This window comes from Paenibacillus mendelii (genome assembly GCF_024498075.1).
Taxonomy (GTDB): Bacteria; Bacillota; Bacilli; order Paenibacillales; family Paenibacillaceae; genus Paenibacillus_Z; species Paenibacillus_Z mendelii.
In genome coordinates this window covers 19,024-38,132 of sequence record NZ_JANHOF010000012.1, presented here as the reverse complement: position 1 = coordinate 38,132, position 19,109 = coordinate 19,024, and the positions used below count along the sequence as shown (strand labels likewise).

Annotated in this window: 18 protein-coding genes and 1 tRNA gene; 4 read left to right on the top strand and 15 right to left on the bottom strand. The window is 51.4% G+C overall.

All coding sequences use genetic code 11. The features are described from left to right. Nucleotides 1-241: 241 nt before the first annotated feature. Nucleotides 242-724, top strand: coding sequence for a methylglyoxal synthase (gene mgsA, locus NNL21_RS26345; protein ID WP_204821412.1), 483 nt, complete (start codon nucleotides 242-244; stop codon nucleotides 722-724). A gap of 48 nt (nucleotides 725-772) precedes the next feature. Here the strand turns inward: mgsA and NNL21_RS26340 are convergent, their stop codons facing one another. The 7 genes from NNL21_RS26340 to NNL21_RS26310 all read right to left on the bottom strand — a co-directional run bounded on the left by NNL21_RS26340 (nucleotide 773) and on the right by NNL21_RS26310 (nucleotide 9,091). Then, on the bottom strand, nucleotides 773-1,537 hold the full coding sequence (locus NNL21_RS26340) for a sugar phosphate isomerase/epimerase family protein (RefSeq protein WP_204821413.1): 765 nt from the start codon (nucleotides 1,535-1,537) through the stop codon (nucleotides 773-775). 256 nt (nucleotides 1,538-1,793) lie between these two features. Further along, nucleotides 1,794-3,086 carry a phosphopyruvate hydratase gene (gene eno, locus NNL21_RS26335; protein WP_204821414.1) on the bottom strand — a complete coding sequence of 431 codons (1,293 nt, stop codon included), beginning with the start codon at nucleotides 3,084-3,086 and terminating at the stop codon, nucleotides 1,794-1,796. Nucleotides 3,087-3,141: 55 nt separating this feature from the next. Next, nucleotides 3,142-4,683, bottom strand: a complete 1,542-nt coding sequence (gene gpmI / locus NNL21_RS26330; protein ID WP_204821415.1) for a 2,3-bisphosphoglycerate-independent phosphoglycerate mutase — start codon at nucleotides 4,681-4,683, stop codon at nucleotides 3,142-3,144. A 1-nt stretch (nucleotide 4,684) separates the two neighbouring features. Next, the gene (tpiA, locus tag NNL21_RS26325; protein WP_204821416.1) at nucleotides 4,685-5,437 is read right to left on the bottom strand and encodes a triose-phosphate isomerase; all 753 of its coding nucleotides are present in this window, start codon (nucleotides 5,435-5,437) and stop codon (nucleotides 4,685-4,687) included. A gap of 59 nt (nucleotides 5,438-5,496) precedes the next feature. Further along, on the bottom strand, nucleotides 5,497-6,678 hold the full coding sequence (locus NNL21_RS26320; protein ID WP_204821417.1) for a phosphoglycerate kinase: 1,182 nt from the start codon (nucleotides 6,676-6,678) through the stop codon (nucleotides 5,497-5,499). A gap of 268 nt (nucleotides 6,679-6,946) precedes the next feature. Next, on the bottom strand, nucleotides 6,947-7,951 hold the full coding sequence (gene gap / locus NNL21_RS26315) for a type I glyceraldehyde-3-phosphate dehydrogenase (protein ID WP_204821418.1): 1,005 nt from the start codon (nucleotides 7,949-7,951) through the stop codon (nucleotides 6,947-6,949). Between the two features lie 87 nt (nucleotides 7,952-8,038). After that, the gene (locus NNL21_RS26310) at nucleotides 8,039-9,091 is read right to left on the bottom strand and encodes a sugar-binding transcriptional regulator (RefSeq protein WP_204821419.1); all 1,053 of its coding nucleotides are present in this window, start codon (nucleotides 9,089-9,091) and stop codon (nucleotides 8,039-8,041) included. A 227-nt stretch (nucleotides 9,092-9,318) separates the two neighbouring features. On the opposite strand from NNL21_RS26310, the gene NNL21_RS26305 reads away from it, so the two are divergent. The 3 genes from NNL21_RS26305 to NNL21_RS26295 all read left to right on the top strand — a co-directional run bounded on the left by NNL21_RS26305 (nucleotide 9,319) and on the right by NNL21_RS26295 (nucleotide 10,683). Next, nucleotides 9,319-9,393, top strand: a tRNA-Arg gene (locus NNL21_RS26305). A gap of 168 nt (nucleotides 9,394-9,561) precedes the next feature. After that, on the top strand, nucleotides 9,562-10,143 hold the full coding sequence (gene clpP, locus NNL21_RS26300) for an ATP-dependent Clp endopeptidase proteolytic subunit ClpP (protein WP_204821420.1): 582 nt from the start codon (nucleotides 9,562-9,564) through the stop codon (nucleotides 10,141-10,143). A gap of 234 nt (nucleotides 10,144-10,377) precedes the next feature. Then, nucleotides 10,378-10,683 (top strand): sporulation histidine kinase inhibitor Sda, encoded by a 306-nt coding sequence (locus tag NNL21_RS26295; RefSeq protein WP_256555486.1) that lies wholly within the window; start codon nucleotides 10,378-10,380, stop codon nucleotides 10,681-10,683. Between the two features lie 104 nt (nucleotides 10,684-10,787). Here NNL21_RS26295 and NNL21_RS26290 read toward each other — a convergent pair whose 3' ends face one another. From NNL21_RS26290 to NNL21_RS26255, 8 genes are all read right to left on the bottom strand, one after another. Next, nucleotides 10,788-11,570 carry an SIMPL domain-containing protein gene (locus NNL21_RS26290; RefSeq protein WP_204821421.1) on the bottom strand — a complete coding sequence of 261 codons (783 nt, stop codon included), beginning with the start codon at nucleotides 11,568-11,570 and terminating at the stop codon, nucleotides 10,788-10,790. Nucleotides 11,571-11,701: 131 nt separating this feature from the next. Then, nucleotides 11,702-11,971, bottom strand: coding sequence for an HPr family phosphocarrier protein (locus NNL21_RS26285; protein ID WP_090583454.1), 270 nt, complete (start codon nucleotides 11,969-11,971; stop codon nucleotides 11,702-11,704). Nucleotides 11,972-12,077: 106 nt separating this feature from the next. Beyond that, a complete protein-coding gene (gene whiA, locus NNL21_RS26280; RefSeq protein WP_204821422.1) occupies nucleotides 12,078-13,007 on the bottom strand; it encodes a DNA-binding protein WhiA in 930 nt (309 codons plus the stop codon). Between the two features lie 7 nt (nucleotides 13,008-13,014). Further along, nucleotides 13,015-14,001, bottom strand: a complete 987-nt coding sequence (gene mgfK, locus NNL21_RS26275) for a gluconeogenesis morphogenetic factor MgfK (protein ID WP_305880971.1) — start codon at nucleotides 13,999-14,001, stop codon at nucleotides 13,015-13,017. A gap of 8 nt (nucleotides 14,002-14,009) precedes the next feature. After that, the gene (gene rapZ / locus NNL21_RS26270) at nucleotides 14,010-14,897 is read right to left on the bottom strand and encodes an RNase adapter RapZ (RefSeq protein ID WP_204821423.1); all 888 of its coding nucleotides are present in this window, start codon (nucleotides 14,895-14,897) and stop codon (nucleotides 14,010-14,012) included. Between the two features lie 193 nt (nucleotides 14,898-15,090). Further along, nucleotides 15,091-16,041, bottom strand: a complete 951-nt coding sequence (locus NNL21_RS26265) for an ROK family glucokinase (RefSeq protein WP_204821424.1) — start codon at nucleotides 16,039-16,041, stop codon at nucleotides 15,091-15,093. 270 nt (nucleotides 16,042-16,311) lie between these two features. Then, entirely contained in the window at nucleotides 16,312-17,259 is a 948-nt protein-coding gene (gene trxB, locus NNL21_RS26260; RefSeq protein WP_204821425.1) for a thioredoxin-disulfide reductase, read from the bottom strand. Between the two features lie 103 nt (nucleotides 17,260-17,362). Next, entirely contained in the window at nucleotides 17,363-19,108 is a 1,746-nt protein-coding gene (locus tag NNL21_RS26255) for a tetratricopeptide repeat protein (RefSeq protein WP_204821426.1), read from the bottom strand. Nucleotide 19,109 lies beyond the last annotated feature (1 nt).

The window sequence follows — 19,109 nt, the reverse complement described above, 5'->3', positions numbered from 1 at the left end:
TGTATCACAGAAGGTAGACGAATACAAGCATTATCCATCTTTGTAACTTGCAAGCGGCCGCACGGTGCAAGCTTATTTTGCAGCTTCACCATGAATGGCCTAATCATATACATTACACATTATGTTATTTAACATTACACATATCAAATATATTTTCATAATTATTAGTTCAAAACCAACCACAAAAGCAGATTATATGTTATATTAACTAACATAATAAACACATCGGAGAGTGATTCCTATGAAAGTAGCCTTCGTTGCACATGATCAAAAGAAAGAAGAGATGATAAACTTCACAATTGCTTATCAACATTTGTTTCAAGCACATGAACTCTTCGCGACAGGTACAACAGGCCAGCTCATCATGGATAATACTTCTCTTGAGATTTTCCGATTTAAATCCGGACCCTTAGGCGGCGACCAGCAGCTCGGAGCCTTAATTGCGCAAAACAGCCTGGATCTCCTCGTTTTCTTCCGCGATCCTCTTGTCGCACAAGCACATGAGCCAGACATCTCAGCGTTACTCCGCCTCTGCGATGTATACGGCATTCCGGTTGCCACCAACATGGCAACTGCGGAGCTGCTGGTACGCGCGCTTGAGCGAGGGGACTTCAACTGGCGGGATGTGGTTCATTATAATTGCCCCGTGAATGTGACGACCCTCAAGGACAGACACCCAGACAAGCCCCGTAAAATCGGATCAGCCGCTGCAGAACGCCACTAATTATGAAAAAAAGGGACGATAGCATCGTCCCTTCCTCACAATTTCATATTAATAGCCATTCTCACGGAAGAAGTCCAGGCAGATCTTCGCGCTTTCGAGCGATGAGGAAGCGAACTCCTCCTGCTCCACGATAAAGTATTCGATGCCGACCTTCTCCGCAACGCCCAATACACCCTTCAGGTTGACGACACCTCTACCAACCTCGGTATCCCGGCGTCCTTGGCCGAAGTCCTTGAAGTGAGCAAGCGGCACCCGCCCCGCATAACGCGTCACATAATCAACCGGATCCTGACCGCCCATATGTACCCAGCCTAGATCAAATTCAGCAATCAGGTATTCTGCCGGCACCTTCTCAAGCAGCAGATCCATAGCAGGCTTACCGTTCACAAGCTTAAACTCGAAATCGTGATTATGGTATCCATACTTCAATCCTGCAGCCGCCACTTGTTTCCCTGCCGCTTCCAAGATGGAAGCCAAATGGTTGACGTCATCCTCCGTCGGGTTTTCCGGGAGCGGCGCCCAAGGCGTCACGATATATTTCAGACCGATTTCTTTGGCATACTCAATCTGTTGTGCCAGATCCTGTTCGATCTTTTCCGGTTCGCCGAAATTCAGACCCACATGCGCAGAAGGAGCCTCTAGACCAAGCTCATCCAGAAGCGCTTTCAATTCCTTCGCAGGCGTGTTGTAGTAACCCGCAAATTCGACTGCTTTATAGCCCATTTCCGCAACCTTGCGGATTGTTCCGAGAAAATCCTTTTCTGTCTGGTCACGCAACGTGTACAACTGCAAGCCAACTACCGGTTTTGTCATATCATCCACCGCTTTCAACGTTTTTTTGGCGATTCACCACTTCATTTTCTCACTCGCAAGCTAAGATCACGCTTCGCACACATAGGTCCGCCAGCATCCCGCTTCCACTATGCAATATTGTTATTTGATGATCAACAAAAAGAGGAGAGCAAGGCGCAGTAAACCACGCCTTCTCTCCCCTATTATAGCGAACGTCTTCATGGAAAATAGGCTTCCATTTGGGACATTCTTTTGTCATTTTGCTATTGCGCCATTTTTATTTGAAGTTCTTCAAGTTGTAAAATGCGCTTTTGCCTGCGTATTGAGCCGTCGAACCCAGTTGATCCTCGATGCGGAGCAATTGGTTGTACTTGGCAACGCGGTCCGTACGGGACGGCGCGCCTGTTTTGATTTGGCCGGCATTCGTAGCAACCGCGATATCCGCGATCGTGCTGTCCTCGGACTCACCGGAACGGTGCGAGATCACAGCCGTATAGCCTGCGCGTTTCGCCATTTCGATCGCATCGAACGTCTCGGTAAGCGAACCGATTTGGTTCACTTTAACCAGAATGGAGTTGCCGATGCCTTTCTCGATCCCTTGGGACAGACGCTCGGTGTTCGTGACGAACAGGTCGTCGCCGACAAGCTGTACTTTGCCGCCCAGCTTCTCGGTCAGCAGCTTCCAGCCTTCCCAATCATCTTCAGAACAGCCATCCTCGATTGTAATAATCGGGTACTTATCCGCCCATGATGCAAGCAGGTCTACGAACTCTGCAGGCGTGAACGATCTGCCTTCGCCTTCGAGGTGGTACTTGCCGTCTTTGAAGAATTCCGTGGAAGCTACATCCATACCCAGGAATACGTCAACGCCCGGCTTGTAGCCTGCGCGCTCGATTGCCGAGATAATCGTTGTGATGGCTTCTTCATTGGAGCCCAGGTTCGGAGCGAATCCGCCTTCGTCGCCTACAGCCGTATTAAGGCCTTTGTCTTTGAGAACCGACTTCAGGTTGTGGAAGATTTCTGCGCCGATGCGGAGCGCTTCCTTGAAGCTCTCTGCGCCAACCGGCAGAACCATGAACTCTTGAACGTCGATGTTATTGTCCGCATGCTCGCCGCCGTTCACGATGTTCATCATCGGAACCGGAAGCACTTTAGCATTGAATCCGCCTAAGTACGTGTACAGGGGAACGCTCAGTGCGTCAGCTGCAGCACGGGCAACCGCCATCGATACAGCGAGGATCGCGTTCGCGCCCAGCTTGCCTTTGTTTGGCGTACCATCAAGCGAAAGCATTTTGCGGTCGATCAACACTTGATCCAGTGCGTCAAGACCAATGATTTCAGGCGCGATGATGGAGTTTACGTTGTCAACAGCCTTTAGCACACCTTTACCGAGGTAACGGCTTTTGTCGCCATCGCGAAGCTCTACAGCCTCGTAAGCGCCAGTGGATGCGCCGGAAGGTACGATCGCGCTGCCTTTGCCACCGGATTCAAGAATAACTTCAACTTCTACCGTCGGGTTACCGCGGGAGTCAAGCACCTCGCGTGCATATACGTCAGTAATGATAGACATGAACGGAACACTCCTTATATTGTATTATGGGTTGTTTATCGCTTAGCGTCTTTCTTCAAGCTTGCTCAATCAACGTGATACCGGTCATCTCAATCGGCTTCGACAGACCTGCCAGATCCAGAATCGTCGGGGCAATATCTGCCAGAATTCCATTATCGCGCAAGGTAACGCCAGCCTTCGTGACAATGAGTGGTACCGGATTGGTCGTATGCGCAGTAAACGGGCGCCCTTGCTCGTCGATAACCATATCGGCATTGCCGTGATCCGCCGTAATGAGGCAAACGCCGCCTTTGGCAAGTACCGCGTCAACCACCTTGCCCATACATTCATCCGTTGCTTCCACAGCTTTGATCGTCGGCTCCAGCATGCCGGAGTGACCGACCATATCCGGATTCGCAAAGTTTAGAATGATCACATCATGCTTATCCGACTCGATCTCTTTCACAGCAGCTGCAGCGACCTCATACGCACTCATCTCAGGCTTCAGGTCGTAGGTCGCAACCTTAGGCGAGCTGATCAGAATACGTGTTTCACCCGGTAGCTCGACATCTCGTCCGCCGCTGAAGAAGAAGGTCACATGCGGATACTTCTCCGTCTCGGCAATGCGAAGCTGCTTCTTGTTGTTCTGAACGAGCACTTCACCAAGCGTGTTATCGAGATTCTTAGGTTTATACGCAACGAATCCGCCTACCGTTTCACTGAACAGCGTCAGACAGACGAAGTACAGGTTCTTCGGCGCACTCACGCCACGGTCGAATCCGCGAAAATCTTCATTGGTAAACACTTGAGACAGCTGAATGGCACGGTCCGGACGGAAGTTGAAGAAGATTACCGCATCTTCAGATTCCACAAGGCCGACCGGCTTTCCTTCCGCACCTACGATAACCGTCGGCATGACAAACTCGTCATAAACCGACTTCTCGTAGGATTCCACAACCGCTTGAATCGGATCGGCGTATTGCGGCCCTTCGCCATAGACCATGGCGCGGTACGATTTCTCCGTCCGCTCCCATCGCTTGTCGCGGTCCATTGCATAGTAGCGGCCTTGCACAGTCGCGATCCGCCCTACGCCAACCACTTCAATCTTCGCTTGCAGCTGTTCCAGATACCCCTTCGCGCTATCCGGTGCAACATCGCGGCCATCCAGGAAAGCATGGATATAAACCTCAGTCAGCTCATGCTTCTTCGCAAGCTCAAGCAGAGCAAACAAGTGAGCAATGTGGCTATGTACGCCACCATCCGAGAGGAGACCATACAAATGAAGCTTCTTGCCATTCGTCTTTGCATGGTTAATTGCCCCAATAAGCGTCTCGTTGTCGAAGAACTCACCCTCGCGGATCGATTTGCCGATCCGAGTCAGGTCCTGATAGACGATCCGTCCGGCGCCAATATTGAGATGGCCCACTTCGGAATTGCCCATCTGGCCTTCCGGAAGGCCAACCGCCTCGCCGCATGCTGTCAGCGTCGTGTGTGGGAAGGTCGACATGTAACGGTCGTAATTCGGCTTGGACGCTTGCGCAACCGCATTGCCCGTCAAGTCGTTCCGAAGGCCGAATCCGTCCATAATAATAAGCGCAACCGGTTTCGGAGCCGTCATCTTACTTCGCCCCCTCGACCAGTTCGATATAAGACGCCGCTTCCAGACTTGCACCGCCTACAAGAGCGCCATCAATATTCGATTGTCCCATATATTCGCGAATATTGCCAGGCTTCACGCTGCCGCCGTATTGAATACGGACCGCATTCGCTGTCTCACTGTTATACAGCCCGTCCACAATACCGCGAATGTAGGCAATAACATCCTCCGCGTCTGCAGACGTTGAGGATTTGCCTGTTCCGATCGCCCAGATTGGCTCATAAGCAATAACAACTTCCGCCGCCTGCTCTGTGGACAAGCCTTGGAAAGCCGCTTCGGTTTGCACCTTGCACACGTCTTTCGTCTGGCCTGCTTCGCGCTCTTCTAGCTTCTCGCCCACGCAGACGATTGGCGTCAAGCCGTGCTTGAATGCCGCATGAACCTTTTTATTCACGATCTCATCGGTCTCCGCAAAATAAGCGCGGCGCTCCGAATGTCCGATAATGACGTATTTCACGCCGAGATCCTTCAGCATAACGCCGCTGATTTCACCCGTGAAAGCACCGTTATCTTCGAAGTGCACGTTCTGGGCACCGATCGCGATAGCCGATCCTTTGGCCGCCTCGACTAGTGCCGGCAGCGTTGTGTATGGCGCACAAATAACCGCCTCTACGCCCTCAACCTCCGCCTTACCCTTCACAGCTGCGATGAACGCAGTTGCTTCGGATACGGTTTTAAACATTTTCCAGTTACCCGCAATAATTGGTTTCCGCATGTTCTTCAGCTCCTAACACATATTGAAGAAAAATTTAATTCGCCTTCACCAGCATGCCACTACTTATCGTTCAAAGCAACTACGCCCGGTAGCGCTTTGCCTTCCATGAACTCAAGAGAGGCGCCGCCACCCGTGGAAATATGGTCCATCTTGTCCGCAAGACCGAACTTCTCCGCCGCCGCTGCCGAGTCGCCGCCGCCGATTACCGTGTAACCGGACGTTTCCGCACATGCGCGGGCAACAGCTTGCGTACCATGCGAGAACGGTTCGATTTCAAATACGCCCATCGGTCCATTCCATACGACCAGCTTGGAGTTTTTGATCACGTCCGCGTAGATCTCACGGGTCTTCGGTCCGATGTCGATACCTTCCCATTCCGCCGGGATGCCGTCGATATCCACGATCTTCGTATTGGCATTCGCGCTGAAATCATCCGTTACGACGATATCAACCGGCAAGAGGAAGTTCTTGCCGAGCTCTTTAGCCTTGTTAATGAATCCAAGGGCAAGATCCAGCTTCTCGTTATCGACAAGCGATTTACCGATCTCATGGCCTTGCGCTTTGTAGAACGTATAAGAAAGACCGCCGCCGATCACGATATTATCCGCGATTTCGATCATTTTGTTAATGACATCAATCTTATCCTTTACCTTCGATCCGCCGACAATAGCCGTGAATGGACGTTCCGGATTGTTGAGCGCCTTACCAAGCACGTCCAGCTCTCTCTCCATAAGAAGACCGGAAACGGCAGGGAGGTGGTGAGCGATACCTTCCGTCGAAGCATGCGCGCGATGTGCCGCGCCGAATGCGTCGTTCACGAACAAGTCCGCCAGCTTCGCGAAGGACTGCGCAAGCTCCGAATCATTCTTCTCTTCACCCGGGTAGAACCGCACATTCTCAAGCAGCAATACATCACCGGCGTTCAGAGCAGCGGCCTGGGCTTCCACTTCTTCACCAATCGCCGCATCCGCCTTGATAACCGGCTTCCCAAGAAGCTCGGACAGACGTGCTGCAACCGGCGTCAAGCGCAGCTCCTCTACAACCTGACCTTTAGGACGGCCGAAGTGGCTGGCAAGTATGACTTTAGCGCCTTTCTCGATCAAGTAGTTAATCGTCGGCAGCGTCTCGCGGATCCGCTTATCGTCCGTGATGGCTCCGTTCTCCAGCGGCACATTAAAGTCAACGCGCACAAACACGCGCTTACCGCTTACTTCAACGTCGCGCACACTCTTCTTGTTCATCGATGTAGACCCTCCTTGGTTTTGTCGAACCTCCAGAAGCTGTGATCAGCGCCGCTATCCTCGCGGATAATCGGAGGCCTCCCTGGACATTCAATCATCTATTCGTTACACCACTATTAATCCTATCCATACCTGTCCTCGTCTCGTTCGGCAAGCCGGGCAGGTTCTTTATCTGTATGTGTGAAAACAAAGCTTCGAGCAGCCGTTATACCGCATCAACCAACGAGAAGGAGCTGCACGGGCAGCTCCTTCGAAGTAGGTGTCCGTATTACAGACCTTTGGAAGCGATGTAAGCGGCAAGATCAACGACGCGGTTTGAGTAGCCCCACTCATTGTCATACCAAGAAACAACTTTTACCATGTTGCCTTCAACAACCATCGTCGATAGAGCATCGATCGTGGAGGATGCTGGGTCACCGTTGTAGTCGCTCGATACAAGCGGCTCGTCGGAGTAGTTAAGAATGCCTTTCAGACGGCCTTCGGCAGCATCTTTCAGAGCGCCGTTGATTTCTTCAACCGTAACGTTAACTTTCAGCTCAGCAACGAGATCCGTAACCGAAACGTTAGGTGTAGGAACGCGCATCGACATACCGTTCAGTTTGCCTTTGAGCTCAGGCAGTACGAGGGATACAGCTTTCGCAGCGCCCGTCGACGAAGGGATGATATTCTCTGCAGCGGCACGTGCGCGGCGCAGATCCTTATGCGGCAGGTCAAGTACGGATTGATCGTTCGTATAAGAGTGAACCGTCGTCATCATGCCTTTAACGATACCGAATTTGTCGTTAAGCACTTTTGCGAATGGCGCCAGGCAGTTCGTTGTGCAAGAAGCGTTGGAGATAACGGTGTGAGCCGATGGGTCATACTTGTCTTCGTTAACGCCCATAACGATCGTGATATCTTCGTTAGTAGCCGGTGCGGAGATGATGACTTTCTTAGCGCCGCCCTTCAGGTGAAGCTCAGCTTTCTCCTTCGCCGTGAAAATACCCGTCGATTCAACAACGACTTCCACACCTACTTGACCCCAAGGAAGGTTCTCTGGGTTGCGCTCTGCGAATACTTTAATTTCGCGGCCGTTAACGATCAACGCGCCTTCTTTCGCTTCTACAGTAGCGTCAAGCTTGCCGTGCGTTGTATCATATTTAAGCAGATGAGCGAGCGTGCTCGTATCCGTTAAGTCGTTTACAGCCACCACTTGGACATCTGGGTTGTTCAATGCTGCGCGGAATACGTTGCGTCCGATGCGACCAAATCCGTTAATACCTACTTTAACCATTGTTATTTCCTCCTAAAAACATATTTTTTTAAAATCTATCTCAAGACGTTCGTGTACGCAGCGCCAGGCTGCATGCATACGTCAAGATCACGCGTTCATGTCTTGATTCTCTTCTTCATCGATTATAGCTGCGATCTCAAGTGCTGCAGCTTCGTCGGTGACGAGTATGTCATCATGCCCGAAGCGCATGACGGCTGCGATCGCCTCACCCTTGCTTCGTCCGCCCGCAATCGCGATAACCACCTCGGTTGCCGTGATATCCTCGAGCCGAAGTCCGGCTGTCGGCATGCGGTGAACAACATCGCCATTCCGATCGAAATAATAACCGAATGCTTCCGCAAGTGCTCCCTCCGCATTCAACGCTTCAATAACCGACCCGTCGACGCGTCTTCTTCTCGCCATGACCAAGGCGTCTCCAATACCATGGATAACAATGCGTGCATGACGGATCACTTCTACGATTTCGCGGATATTCGGCTCCTGCATTAAGGACAGGTAAGCTTCTTCGCTCAAATGATCGGGCACATGGAGCAGTCTGTATTGCGCGCCCGTCCGCTTGGCCATCGTCGATGCGATCGTATTGGCTTGGTAATCGAGGCTCTCGCCTAACCCGCCTCTTGCAGGTACGAACCAATTCCCTTTCAGCGGGGTTTGGGTCGTCAGCTGGCCGGCTACCTGGGCAAGCGTGGATCCACCGGTTACGGCAACGACATCATCCTTCTCCATCACCTTACGGAGCGCCGAGCAGCCTGCACGTCCGAGCTCCCGCTTCGCATGAGGCGAGCTATCGGAGTCTCCCGGCACAATCATGACCTGCTTTAAGCCAAACCGGTCACGAATGCGTGTCTCCAGATCGGACAAGCCGAACATCGCTTTGTAGAACGGCTCCATATCCTCCAGAAGCCGCTTGCCCGCTTCCGTAATCCGCATGCCAGCAGAATCAATATGAAGAAGTCCCTGCGCCTTCAAAAAGTCCGTCTCCGCACGCAATACCCGCTCCGTCATATCTAGGGATGCGGCCAGCGTGCGGCGTCCGATCATGTCGGATAGCATAACCTGGCGCAGAATTAAATAACGCTTCTTCATCACTACGAGCATATCCGGCACAAGCTGCTGCTGCAATTCAATGAGAGACTGCATTTTCCACGTTCACTCCATTGCCGAAATTAAGCATGTAGACCATGGACACAATGCGTCCCGCGTAAGCTTTTTTAGTCCCACTGCTATTGTACTCCAAAGCTGGACGCGGGGCAAGAAGGGTTTTGCCTATGAAACCGTTTGCCGACACCATTTACACAAAATTATTTTTTAAACCCATATTGCTTTTTCCCCGAAAATTAGATATACTAATCCTCGCTATCGCTTTTGCGCCCGTGGTCCAATGGATACGACGTAGGCCTCCGGAGCCTGAGATCGAGGTTCGATCCCTCGCGGGCGCGCCATATTACAACTAACAACCGGCTATCGCCGGTTTTTTTGTACCCAACGTTTGACCATCTTTGACTTTCAATTCACTTTCCGTTATGATGGTTATACATGAAGCACATCACCTACTTTCGGAAGCTGAGCTTCCAAATTAGCACAACATATTAAGGAGGGACTACTTAGACATGAATTTCGTACCTATGGTCATTGAGCAAAACAACCGCGGCGAGCGCGCCTACGACATCTATTCCCGGCTTCTGAAGGACCGCATTATCTTTCTTGGCACACCGGTGAATGATATGGTCGCTAACTCCATTATCGCGCAGATGCTTTTTCTTGCCGCTGACGATCCGGAGAAGGATATTTCCCTCTACGTCAACAGCCCTGGAGGTTCAGTCTCCGCAGGTCTCGCCATCTTCGATACGATGCAGTTCATTAAACCGGATGTTTCCACGATATGCGTCGGACTAGCCGCATCCATGGGCGCATTCCTGCTCGCAGCGGGCGCACAGGGCAAGCGATACGCTCTCCCGAACAGCGAAGTCATGATCCATCAGCCTCTTGGCGGGGCGCAGGGTCAAGCCAGCGATATTGAAATTCGCGCCAAGCACATTCTCAAAACGCGTGATACACTGAACAAAATCCTGTCCGAACGTACCGGTCAACCGCTTGATAAGATCGAACGGGATACGGATCGCGACTATTTCATGAGTGCAGCTGAAGCTGCATCTTACGGACTGGTCGACAAAGTTATCGACAAACTATAAGACACCACCCTAAGAGCGTCGACCGTTATTAACGGTTGACGCTCTTTCTCTTTCATCAGCCTCTCCAAGTAAGCCCCGCTATATAACACACTTACAAAGTTCTGTCAACAAAAATTCCCCCGGCTGAACTCATAACGACTCCTTCAAATATTCATGCTATCATGTACTAAATGATTCCAGTTTCACCTGCGTCTAGGCTGTTTCAAGAAATCTTATTAACGGAGTTGCACCCTTATGAAACTATCGAATCCAATTGCCAATGTGCGTAATTTCATTCGTTCTACTAATACCGAGCCTGTCTTCGCCCACTATTCGACTGACTATGACCGTCCTTACGAGACAGAAGCGCCTGCGGATCCACAAGCGTTGAATTTGTTCTTGCCTATGCAGGACAAATCTCTGCTGCTGCGGCCTCTGAGCGACACGCACCTTGTAGAGGTCTATCACGAAGCGAAGGCTATGCGTTTATCTAATGAATTCATATCGTTAATTGAACACGCCATCCAACAACGCGGCTTGGAAGTACACGAACGAAACTAACGACAATCTGCTTCATGCAGTGCTAGTTATTTATTTACCTGTACAAGAACACAGAAAGAAGGCAGGTGCCTCCGGGCCCCTGCCTTCTTTCTGTTACCTTCTATTTATTGCATTTCATAAGCAACGCTTACAGTAGTCGTAATTGTAATCTCACCGGTTTGAACCGAGGTTGCACCGCCGTCTGCTTTGCTTTCAGCCGCCATATTCATATTACGCTGGAATATCGGCGTGCTGCTTACATTCCCTTGAGAAATCGCGGCAACGCCTTTGACCGAACGGCCTGCAGCCTTTGCCAGCGTCTCCGCTTTTGCTTTGGCATTCGCCATTGCCTTCTCGAGTGCCTGCAGCTCATATTGCTCCTGCTTCTCCGTATTGAACGTAACGCCCTCGATCCGGTTCGCTCCTGCCGCCGACAAGCTATCCAGCAGCTGTCCAATACCTTCTAGGTTGCGCGACGTGATCTGGACCGTATGTGTCGCTACATAGCCCGTCACCTTACTCGTCCCGTCTTTCTCATTATATTTATATTCCGGCTGTACGTAGAATCCGACCGTCTTCACATCTTTCTTAGCCATCTTGTAGGTATCGTACAGCACCTTCTCCATGGCCGCGAACTGGTTGGCATTCTTGGCCTGCGCCTCTTTAGCGGTCGCCGCCCGCGTCTCAATGCCCACATTGATATAAGCGACATCTGGAGCTACCTGCAGCTCCCCATTACCGGATACCGTAATCAAGCCTCTCTCCACTCCTCCGTCTGCCGCAGCTGCCTGCACCTCTGCTTTTGGGCCCCCTGCTCCGATTACAACCCCGATCCCGATGGCCGCAGCCAGTACCGGTACGACCAGCAGCATGGAATAACGTCGATAACTCTTCTTTTCATCACCCATTCGAATCATCTCCTTCTTCGTTTATTTCTTAGACGTGTCTTTTCTTAGTATTGTTGCAATACTCTTCCACTAGTCTGAAAGTCCGCTGAAATCGAAAAAAGCTCCCTTATTGGGAGCTTCTTTACCACGGTTTATTGGTTTTCCAATTCTTCCTTGCTGACCAAGTTGACTAAAGCGGTTACAGCTTGATCTGCATCCGAACCTTCCGCGCTTATGGTGACCTCGGTACCCGAGCTGATGGCAAGGCTCATAATGCCCATAATCGATTTTGCGTTGACTTTTTTATCGTCCTTCTCGACGAAGACCTCGGAAGAAAACTTATTTGCTTCCTGAACGAAAAGTGCGGCCGGTCTTGCATGGAGACCTGTTTTCAGTCGAACGACAACCGGATGCCTTGTCATGGAAACCTTACCCCCTATACTAAATTCATTCGTGTGATGATCACGAGTGCTAACGTCATTTTAGTCCCTATTATACCACTTTTCCCAGAACAGCACTAGCCTAATGCTACCCGTTCCTTAATTTTTCCGCAATCTCGTCAATTTTGCGAAGTCGATGGTTCACACCCGACTTGCTCACTTTCCCTTTAAGCATCTCGCCGACTTCTTTGAGGTTCATATCCGGGTGCAGCAGCCTGATTTCAGCTACCTCGCGAAGCTTATCCGGCAAGCTTTCAAGTCCAACTTCCTTCTGCAGCAGTTTTATGTTATCGATTTGCCGAACGGCGGCGCCAATCGTCTTATTCAAGTTTGCCGTCTCACAATTGACAATCCGGTTAACGGAATTGCGCATATCGCGCATAATGCGGACATCTTCAAATTTAAATAAGGCTTGGTGGGCTCCTATGATGTTCAAGAGCTCGATGATTTTCTCGCCCTCTTTCATGTAGAAGATGAACCCCTTCTTGCGTTCGATACAGCGCGCGTTCAAATCGAACTTGTTGGCAAGGTCAACGAGCGCTTTGCAATGCTCTTCATACATACATGCTATCTCCAGATGGTAAGAAGAACCCTCTGGGTTGTTTACCGATCCTCCAGCCAAGAAAGCTCCGCGCAGATAGGATCTCTTGCAGCAGCTTTTGCGAAGCATATTCTTATCTATGCCCTGATTAAACATGAAGCCTTCAGAAACAATACGAAGCTCACTTAATATCTCCTGCACTTTAACCGGTATACGCACAATATAAACGTTATTCTTTTTTAGACGCATTTTTTTACGGACAAGCAGTTCAATATGGACCGTAAACATCTTCTTAATCAGCGAATATATACGCCGGGCAATCGCCGCGTTCTCCGTTGAAATATCTAGAATGACTTTGCGATTCGTCAACTGGACAGAGCCGTTCATACGAATGAGAGCAGACAATTCCGCCTTTTCGCAGCATGAGTCGGTTTCGATAAGCGTTAGTTCTTTTTTGGTTTGCGCTGCAAAAGACATCTACGTCTCACCCCTTTCGATTCATCCAGTCTTCTACAAGCTGGTAAATATGATGGCTTAATCTTGCCGCATCGTGCCTGAGATAGGTACGGAACAAAACCAGCCTGTCGGCAATAACCTTGTACCCGCGCCGTGTTACTTCATCCAGATCCAGGTGAACCGCCTTGGCACCCTTCTCCGCATATTTCTCCTGTACCTGCGGCGGGATTTCCCCATCATTCACGATTACATAGTCGAACAAATGATGACCGATATGCTCATACACGGCCTGCAGATGGTCGCCCACGGAGTAGTTGTCCGTCTCGCCTGGCTGCGTCATGACGTTGCATATAAACAGTTTGACCGCATCTGATTCCACTATACTCTCAGCGAGCTTCGGCACGAGCAGATTTGGGATGATGCTCGTATACAAGCTCCCTGGACCGATGAGGATCGCATCCGCCTCACGGATGGCATCCACCGCCTCCTGCAGCGGCTCGACCTGCTCCGGTTCGATGAACACACGCTTGATCGCTTGACCGGATTTCGGTATAACGGATTCCCCGGTTACGATCGTTCCGTCGGCCATCTCCGCATGAAGCACGATCGCCTGTCCTGCAGCCGGCAGAACGCGGCCGCGTACGGCCAATACCCGGCTAAGCTCACGTATCCCGGTCACGAAGTCACCTGCAATGTCTGTCATTGCGGCAAGCATAAGATTGCCGAGACTATGACCTGCCAGACCGGTGCCGTTGTTGAAGCGATACTGCAGCATCTCCGACAACAGCGGCTCTACATCGGCAAGCGCTATGAGCACGTTCCGAATATCGCCCGGCGGCGGCATCTGCAGCTCGTTCCTTAGTATGCCGGAACTGCCGCCATCATCGGCAACGGTAACGATTGCCGTTATGTCGAGCGGCTTTTCTTTCAAGCCGCGCAGCATAACAGACAGACCCGTACCGCCGCCGATGACGACAATACGGGGGTGACGCTCTATTCTAACCTTCTTCTCCATTATCCACCTCAGTGCCGATCGCGATCAGCATCGCGATGGCTGACACGGACATACTCCGTGTCACTGCTGCCCAGCATGCGGCCCAAATACTCAGCGATCGCAACTGAACGATGTTTACCGCCTGTGCACCCTATACCAACGACAACCTGGCTCTTGCCTTCCTTCCGGTAAAGCGGAATCAGGAATTGAAGCATATCGAGCAGCTTGGTCAGAAAGGTCTGCGTCTCGGGCCACTTCATGACATAATCGTAGACTTCCGGGTCTTGACCGGTATTCGGGCGCAAATGCTCCACGTAGTGGGGATTCGGCAAAAAGCGGACATCATAAATCAGATCCGCATCAATGGGTATGCCGTATTTGAACCCGAATGATGTGATGTTGATCGAGATTGTACTCAAATCCGTATTCGTGAATCTAGACATGATACGTTCTTTCAACTGTACAGGTTTCAAATTACTCGTATCGATAACCTGCGTTGCCCAGCCCTTCAGATCCTCCAGCATACGGCGCTCCAGCTTGATGCCCTCCAGAGGCAGTCCTTCTGGCGCCAACGGATGCCGCCTCCGGCTTTCCTTATAACGCTGAACGAGGACACTATCTGTGGCATCCAAAAACAAAATCTCGTATCCGATGGTGTAATGGTCCTTCATGTAGCTGAGCGATTCCGATAGTGCCGTGAAAAACTCGCGTCCCCGCAGATCGATGACGAGTGCCACCTTACCGATTTTTCCGTTAGACTGCTCGATTAGCTCGGCGAACTTCGGAATGAGGACCGGCGGCAAATTGTCGACGCAGAAAAAACCGAAGTCCTCCAGACTCTGCACGGCGATTGTCTTACCCGCACCGGACATGCCCGTGATGATAACCAGCTTTGCCATCGCTGTTCCCGTATCCATCGTCTACACCTCCGAAAAACGCTGCTTATAAACCCGCCGCTCACAGAACGAGACGGCTGCATTGCAGGGCAGTGCCGTATCACATCCGTGAGCCGGCAGCTGCACTGGCGCTGCGTAACGATTAAATATACTCTATTGCCTGCATAACTTACTTACCCGCTACAGGCCTGCTTCAACATGCGCGTGCAAGCAGCTATGAACGAATAATCAATCCGGCTGCTCCTACTACGCCCGCATTGTTGCCGAGAATAGCCGGTACAATTTCCACGCCTTCTGCGATAATTTCAGGTGTTGCTTTAATGAAGACCTCACGAATCTGTTCAAACAGAAACTCGCCGGCATACGAAACGCCGCCGCCAACAATGAATCGCTGCGGGTTAAGCACAATCGCTACGGCTGACATCGACTTGCCAAGGTAATAGGCGGCGCGAGATACGATGCGCGAAGCCACTTCATCGCCCGTCCTAGCTGCGTCAATGACATCCTTGGCCGTAATGTTCTCGACAAAAGATAGCGAGGTACGGTCGCCGCGTTCTACGGCATCCTTCGCCATGCGGATAATACCGGTCGCCGAAGAGACAGTCTCCAGGCATCCCATCTTACCGCAACCGCATTGAATGGCCTCCAGATCCGGCACAATCGACATATGGCCGAGTTCTCCCGCCACACCTGCATAGCCTTCAATCACACGGCCATTGATGATAATGCCTCCCCCAACGCCGGTTCCCAGCGTGTAGCAGACACAATGCATAATATCGCGGCCAGCCCCAGCCCATGCTTCACCAAGAGCCGCCACGTTTGCGTCGTTGTTTATGAGCACTTTCTTTTGGAGCTTATCCTCAAGAAATTCTTTGAGATGGACGTCGCGGAAATGCAAATTAGGCGAAAACTTAATGATTCCGTTGGGAATATCAATAAATCCGGCAACGCCAATACCAACGCCTTCTACCTGGTCCCAGCTGTAGGAAGACTGTTCCACGATGAGCCGGGCGTAGGCGGCGATATTCTCACATATCGAATCCGGACCTTTCTCGGTACCGGTCGGTCCTTCATAGGTATGGAGCAGTTCGCCGTTCGTATCGCAAATACCCACTTTAATGGTGGTACCGCCGATATCAACGCCAACTACAATTTTTTCAGACATTCCAAGTCCACCTCTACAATAATGGTAGTGTTGCTTTATGTTCCAACTATAATTGAACGTCCCCAATAGGTCAAGGTAATGGATGCGGCTTGAGCACCGCTCTCTTAATGGATAACCCTGCAGATGGATTCCATCTGCTTCATTCTTTGACGCAGTGCCCACTGGGACCTCTCCAGCCTTTACCACAGATCGATCCGGACAATAATAAGAGCGCTCCCTTATACAGGAAAGCGCTCGTTCTGAGATATAACCTATAGAGCAATCCAGATGCTACAGCGATTGGCTCCAGTCATGAACAGGCTGGCCCTCAAGGTACTTCTCGCAATCGAGCGCCGCCATGCAGCCGCTGCCTGCTGCCGTAATCGCTTGACGATACTTATGGTCCTGAACGTCACCGCAGGCGAAGACACCCGGAATATTCGTTTCACTCGTTCCCGGCTTCACAATCAGATAACCCGTCTCGTCCGTTTCAAGCTGTCCGTTAAGGAACTTGGTGTTCGGCGTATGACCAATCGCAACGAAGATTCCGTTCGTCTCGATCAATTCCTCTTCACCCGTCTCGTTGTTACGAACCTTCAGGCCCGTGACACCCATATCGCCAGCTACAACTTCAAGTGGCGTACGGTTAAGCGACCAGCTGATTTTGCCATTCTCACGGGCACGATCCTGCATAATCTTGGAGGCGCGCATTTCTTCGCGGCGATGAACAAGAACAACCTCAGATGCAAAGCGAGTCAAGAAGTTTGCTTCCTCCATCGCCGAGTCGCCGCCGCCGACTACGATGATCTTCTTCCCGCGGAAGAAGAACCCGTCACACGTCGCGCATGTGCTGACGCCGCGGCCAACATTCTCACGCTCGTTCGCGATGCCAAGGTACTTCGCCGAAGCGCCGGTCGATATAATGATCGACTCCGCTTGCAGCTCGCCCTGTCCTTCTACTTGAAGGGTGAACGGACGCTTCGACATATCGACCGAGTTCACCCAGCCCGTACGGAATTCCGCACCGAAGCGCTCTGCCTGCTTGCGCATGTTCGCCATGAGATCCGGACCCATGATGCCTTCAGGGAATCCAGGGAAATTCTCGACTTCCGTCGTCGTCGTCAGCTGACCGCCCGGCTCCGGTCCTTCAATGACCAAAGGATTCATGTTTGCACGAGCCAGATAGATAGCAGCCGTCAAACCGGCAGGGCCGGTTCCGATAATAATGGATTTGTACATGTAGTTGCCTCCTTCACAATCGACCCTTACTCCACGGAATGCTTTTCTTAGCTTCGGCTCCGGCCGAGACAATCATGCATTCGGGGCAAAGCTCTTTATCTGATTAATCACGAGTTTGTTCGGTTAGCGCAGGGAAGATCATCTTCATCTTTTCCTTAATGCCGCAAATCTCATCAATACGCTTCGCGCATTTGCTCACGGTCGCAATAGATGTTCCATATCGCTCGGATACCTCGTGGTATGAAATCGCCCGCCGATGCATCTTCGCTGTTAAATATTCTAGCGCGGCGGCCCATCCTTCTACCTTACCCAATTTCGGCACATCCGGATAGACTCTCGACAAGAATTCGATCCACAGCGTAAGAAGATCGTGCTGCTGAACCAAGTCGTAGTGCTTATTCATGCGGATAAGCGCAGCCTCTAGAACCGCTTGCCACTTATCCTCCCATACCGGGAGTCTAGAAGGCATGCGGCTATGTTCAATGACGGTTTCTTCCCCTTCAAGCACGGCCTTAAGTGATTCGTGAACGCCGATTGTACGGAGCACGAAGATGGCAATCCGCTTCAGGTAGTCATCCTCCTGCGGCTCTACGATGAAGTCACGGAGCGCGTCCTTCACTTCATTGTCGGCAATCATGCCAAGCGCCTGGATAACTTGAAGCTTAGTGTGACGGTCGCCGTGGCGCAGTGCCCAGAAGAACGATGAGCGTACAAGCGGATCTCGCTTCAGATGGTCTGGCAGCGTATCGCTCGACTTCTCCCACAGCTTGAATTGTTCCTCAAACGGGAGATGGTAGTGGTAGCTCGTCGGTGCGGGCTCCCCGCCCTCACGTACGCGTCCCAGCTGCTCCAAATAATAGCCTGGCACGTTAGATTGCGGATCCATCTTGGCCACTTGAATCCACAATCGCTCGGCTTCGGCTAATTTCCCCGTATTGCATGCTGCAACAGCGGTATAATGATACAGGCAGGGATCACTTCGAAGCGATCCCTCCTTCATGAGACGCACAAAGTGCCGATAGGCTTCGCCATGCTCGCCCAGTATGCCCATCGTAGTCGCCAGCTTGAACACGTGCTCCTGATGAAAGGGAACGGTCTTGCACAATAGCGACACAAGCGGACGAAGCTCTTCTTCGTTACCCGCATGCTGATGAAAGATGGCCAGGTTGCAAAGCGCATGCAGGTTCCCCGGCTCAATATCGAGTACTTCACCGATCGTATGCATCGCCTTGTCGAACATACCCATGTAATAATACGCAAGCGCCAAATTGTTGCGCGCCGCGAGAAATTCGGTATTCTTCTCCACGATGCTCTCTAATAGACGCACCGCTTCGACAAACTTGCCTTCCTCCAGCATCGACCGGGCTTGATCATGCTCATAGAACCCTTCTCGCGCCTTGATAAAAGCAAGCTTGGTCGGCCGTTCCAGTTCGAAGTGGAGCAGCTCCATCATTTCTTCAGCCTCGTCCAGAAACTGGCCTTCGGCATCTTCCTCCAAGTAACGCACGAGCGCATCCTCGGCAGGTTCGTACATCTCCATATTGGCAAAGTTATTGGCCATATAGAAGTGGCACTCCGTCATCGTGGGATCAAGCTCATCGATGATGAGGCGAAGAATGCGGTTCGATTCCTCGTAATCGCCCATTTCCGACAGGATACCGGCCATATTGCAATGGTTTACCGGATTATCCGGCTCGTATTCCACGGCGCGCCGGAAATATTTCAGTGCCTTGTCATAATGATATCGATCCAGCGAGCGAACCGCTCGCTCGAAAAAGAACGTCGCGTCCCATTGAATCGGTATAACTTTCGTTTTTTGGCTCGCAGCCGCACGTTTCTTCTCTTTCATC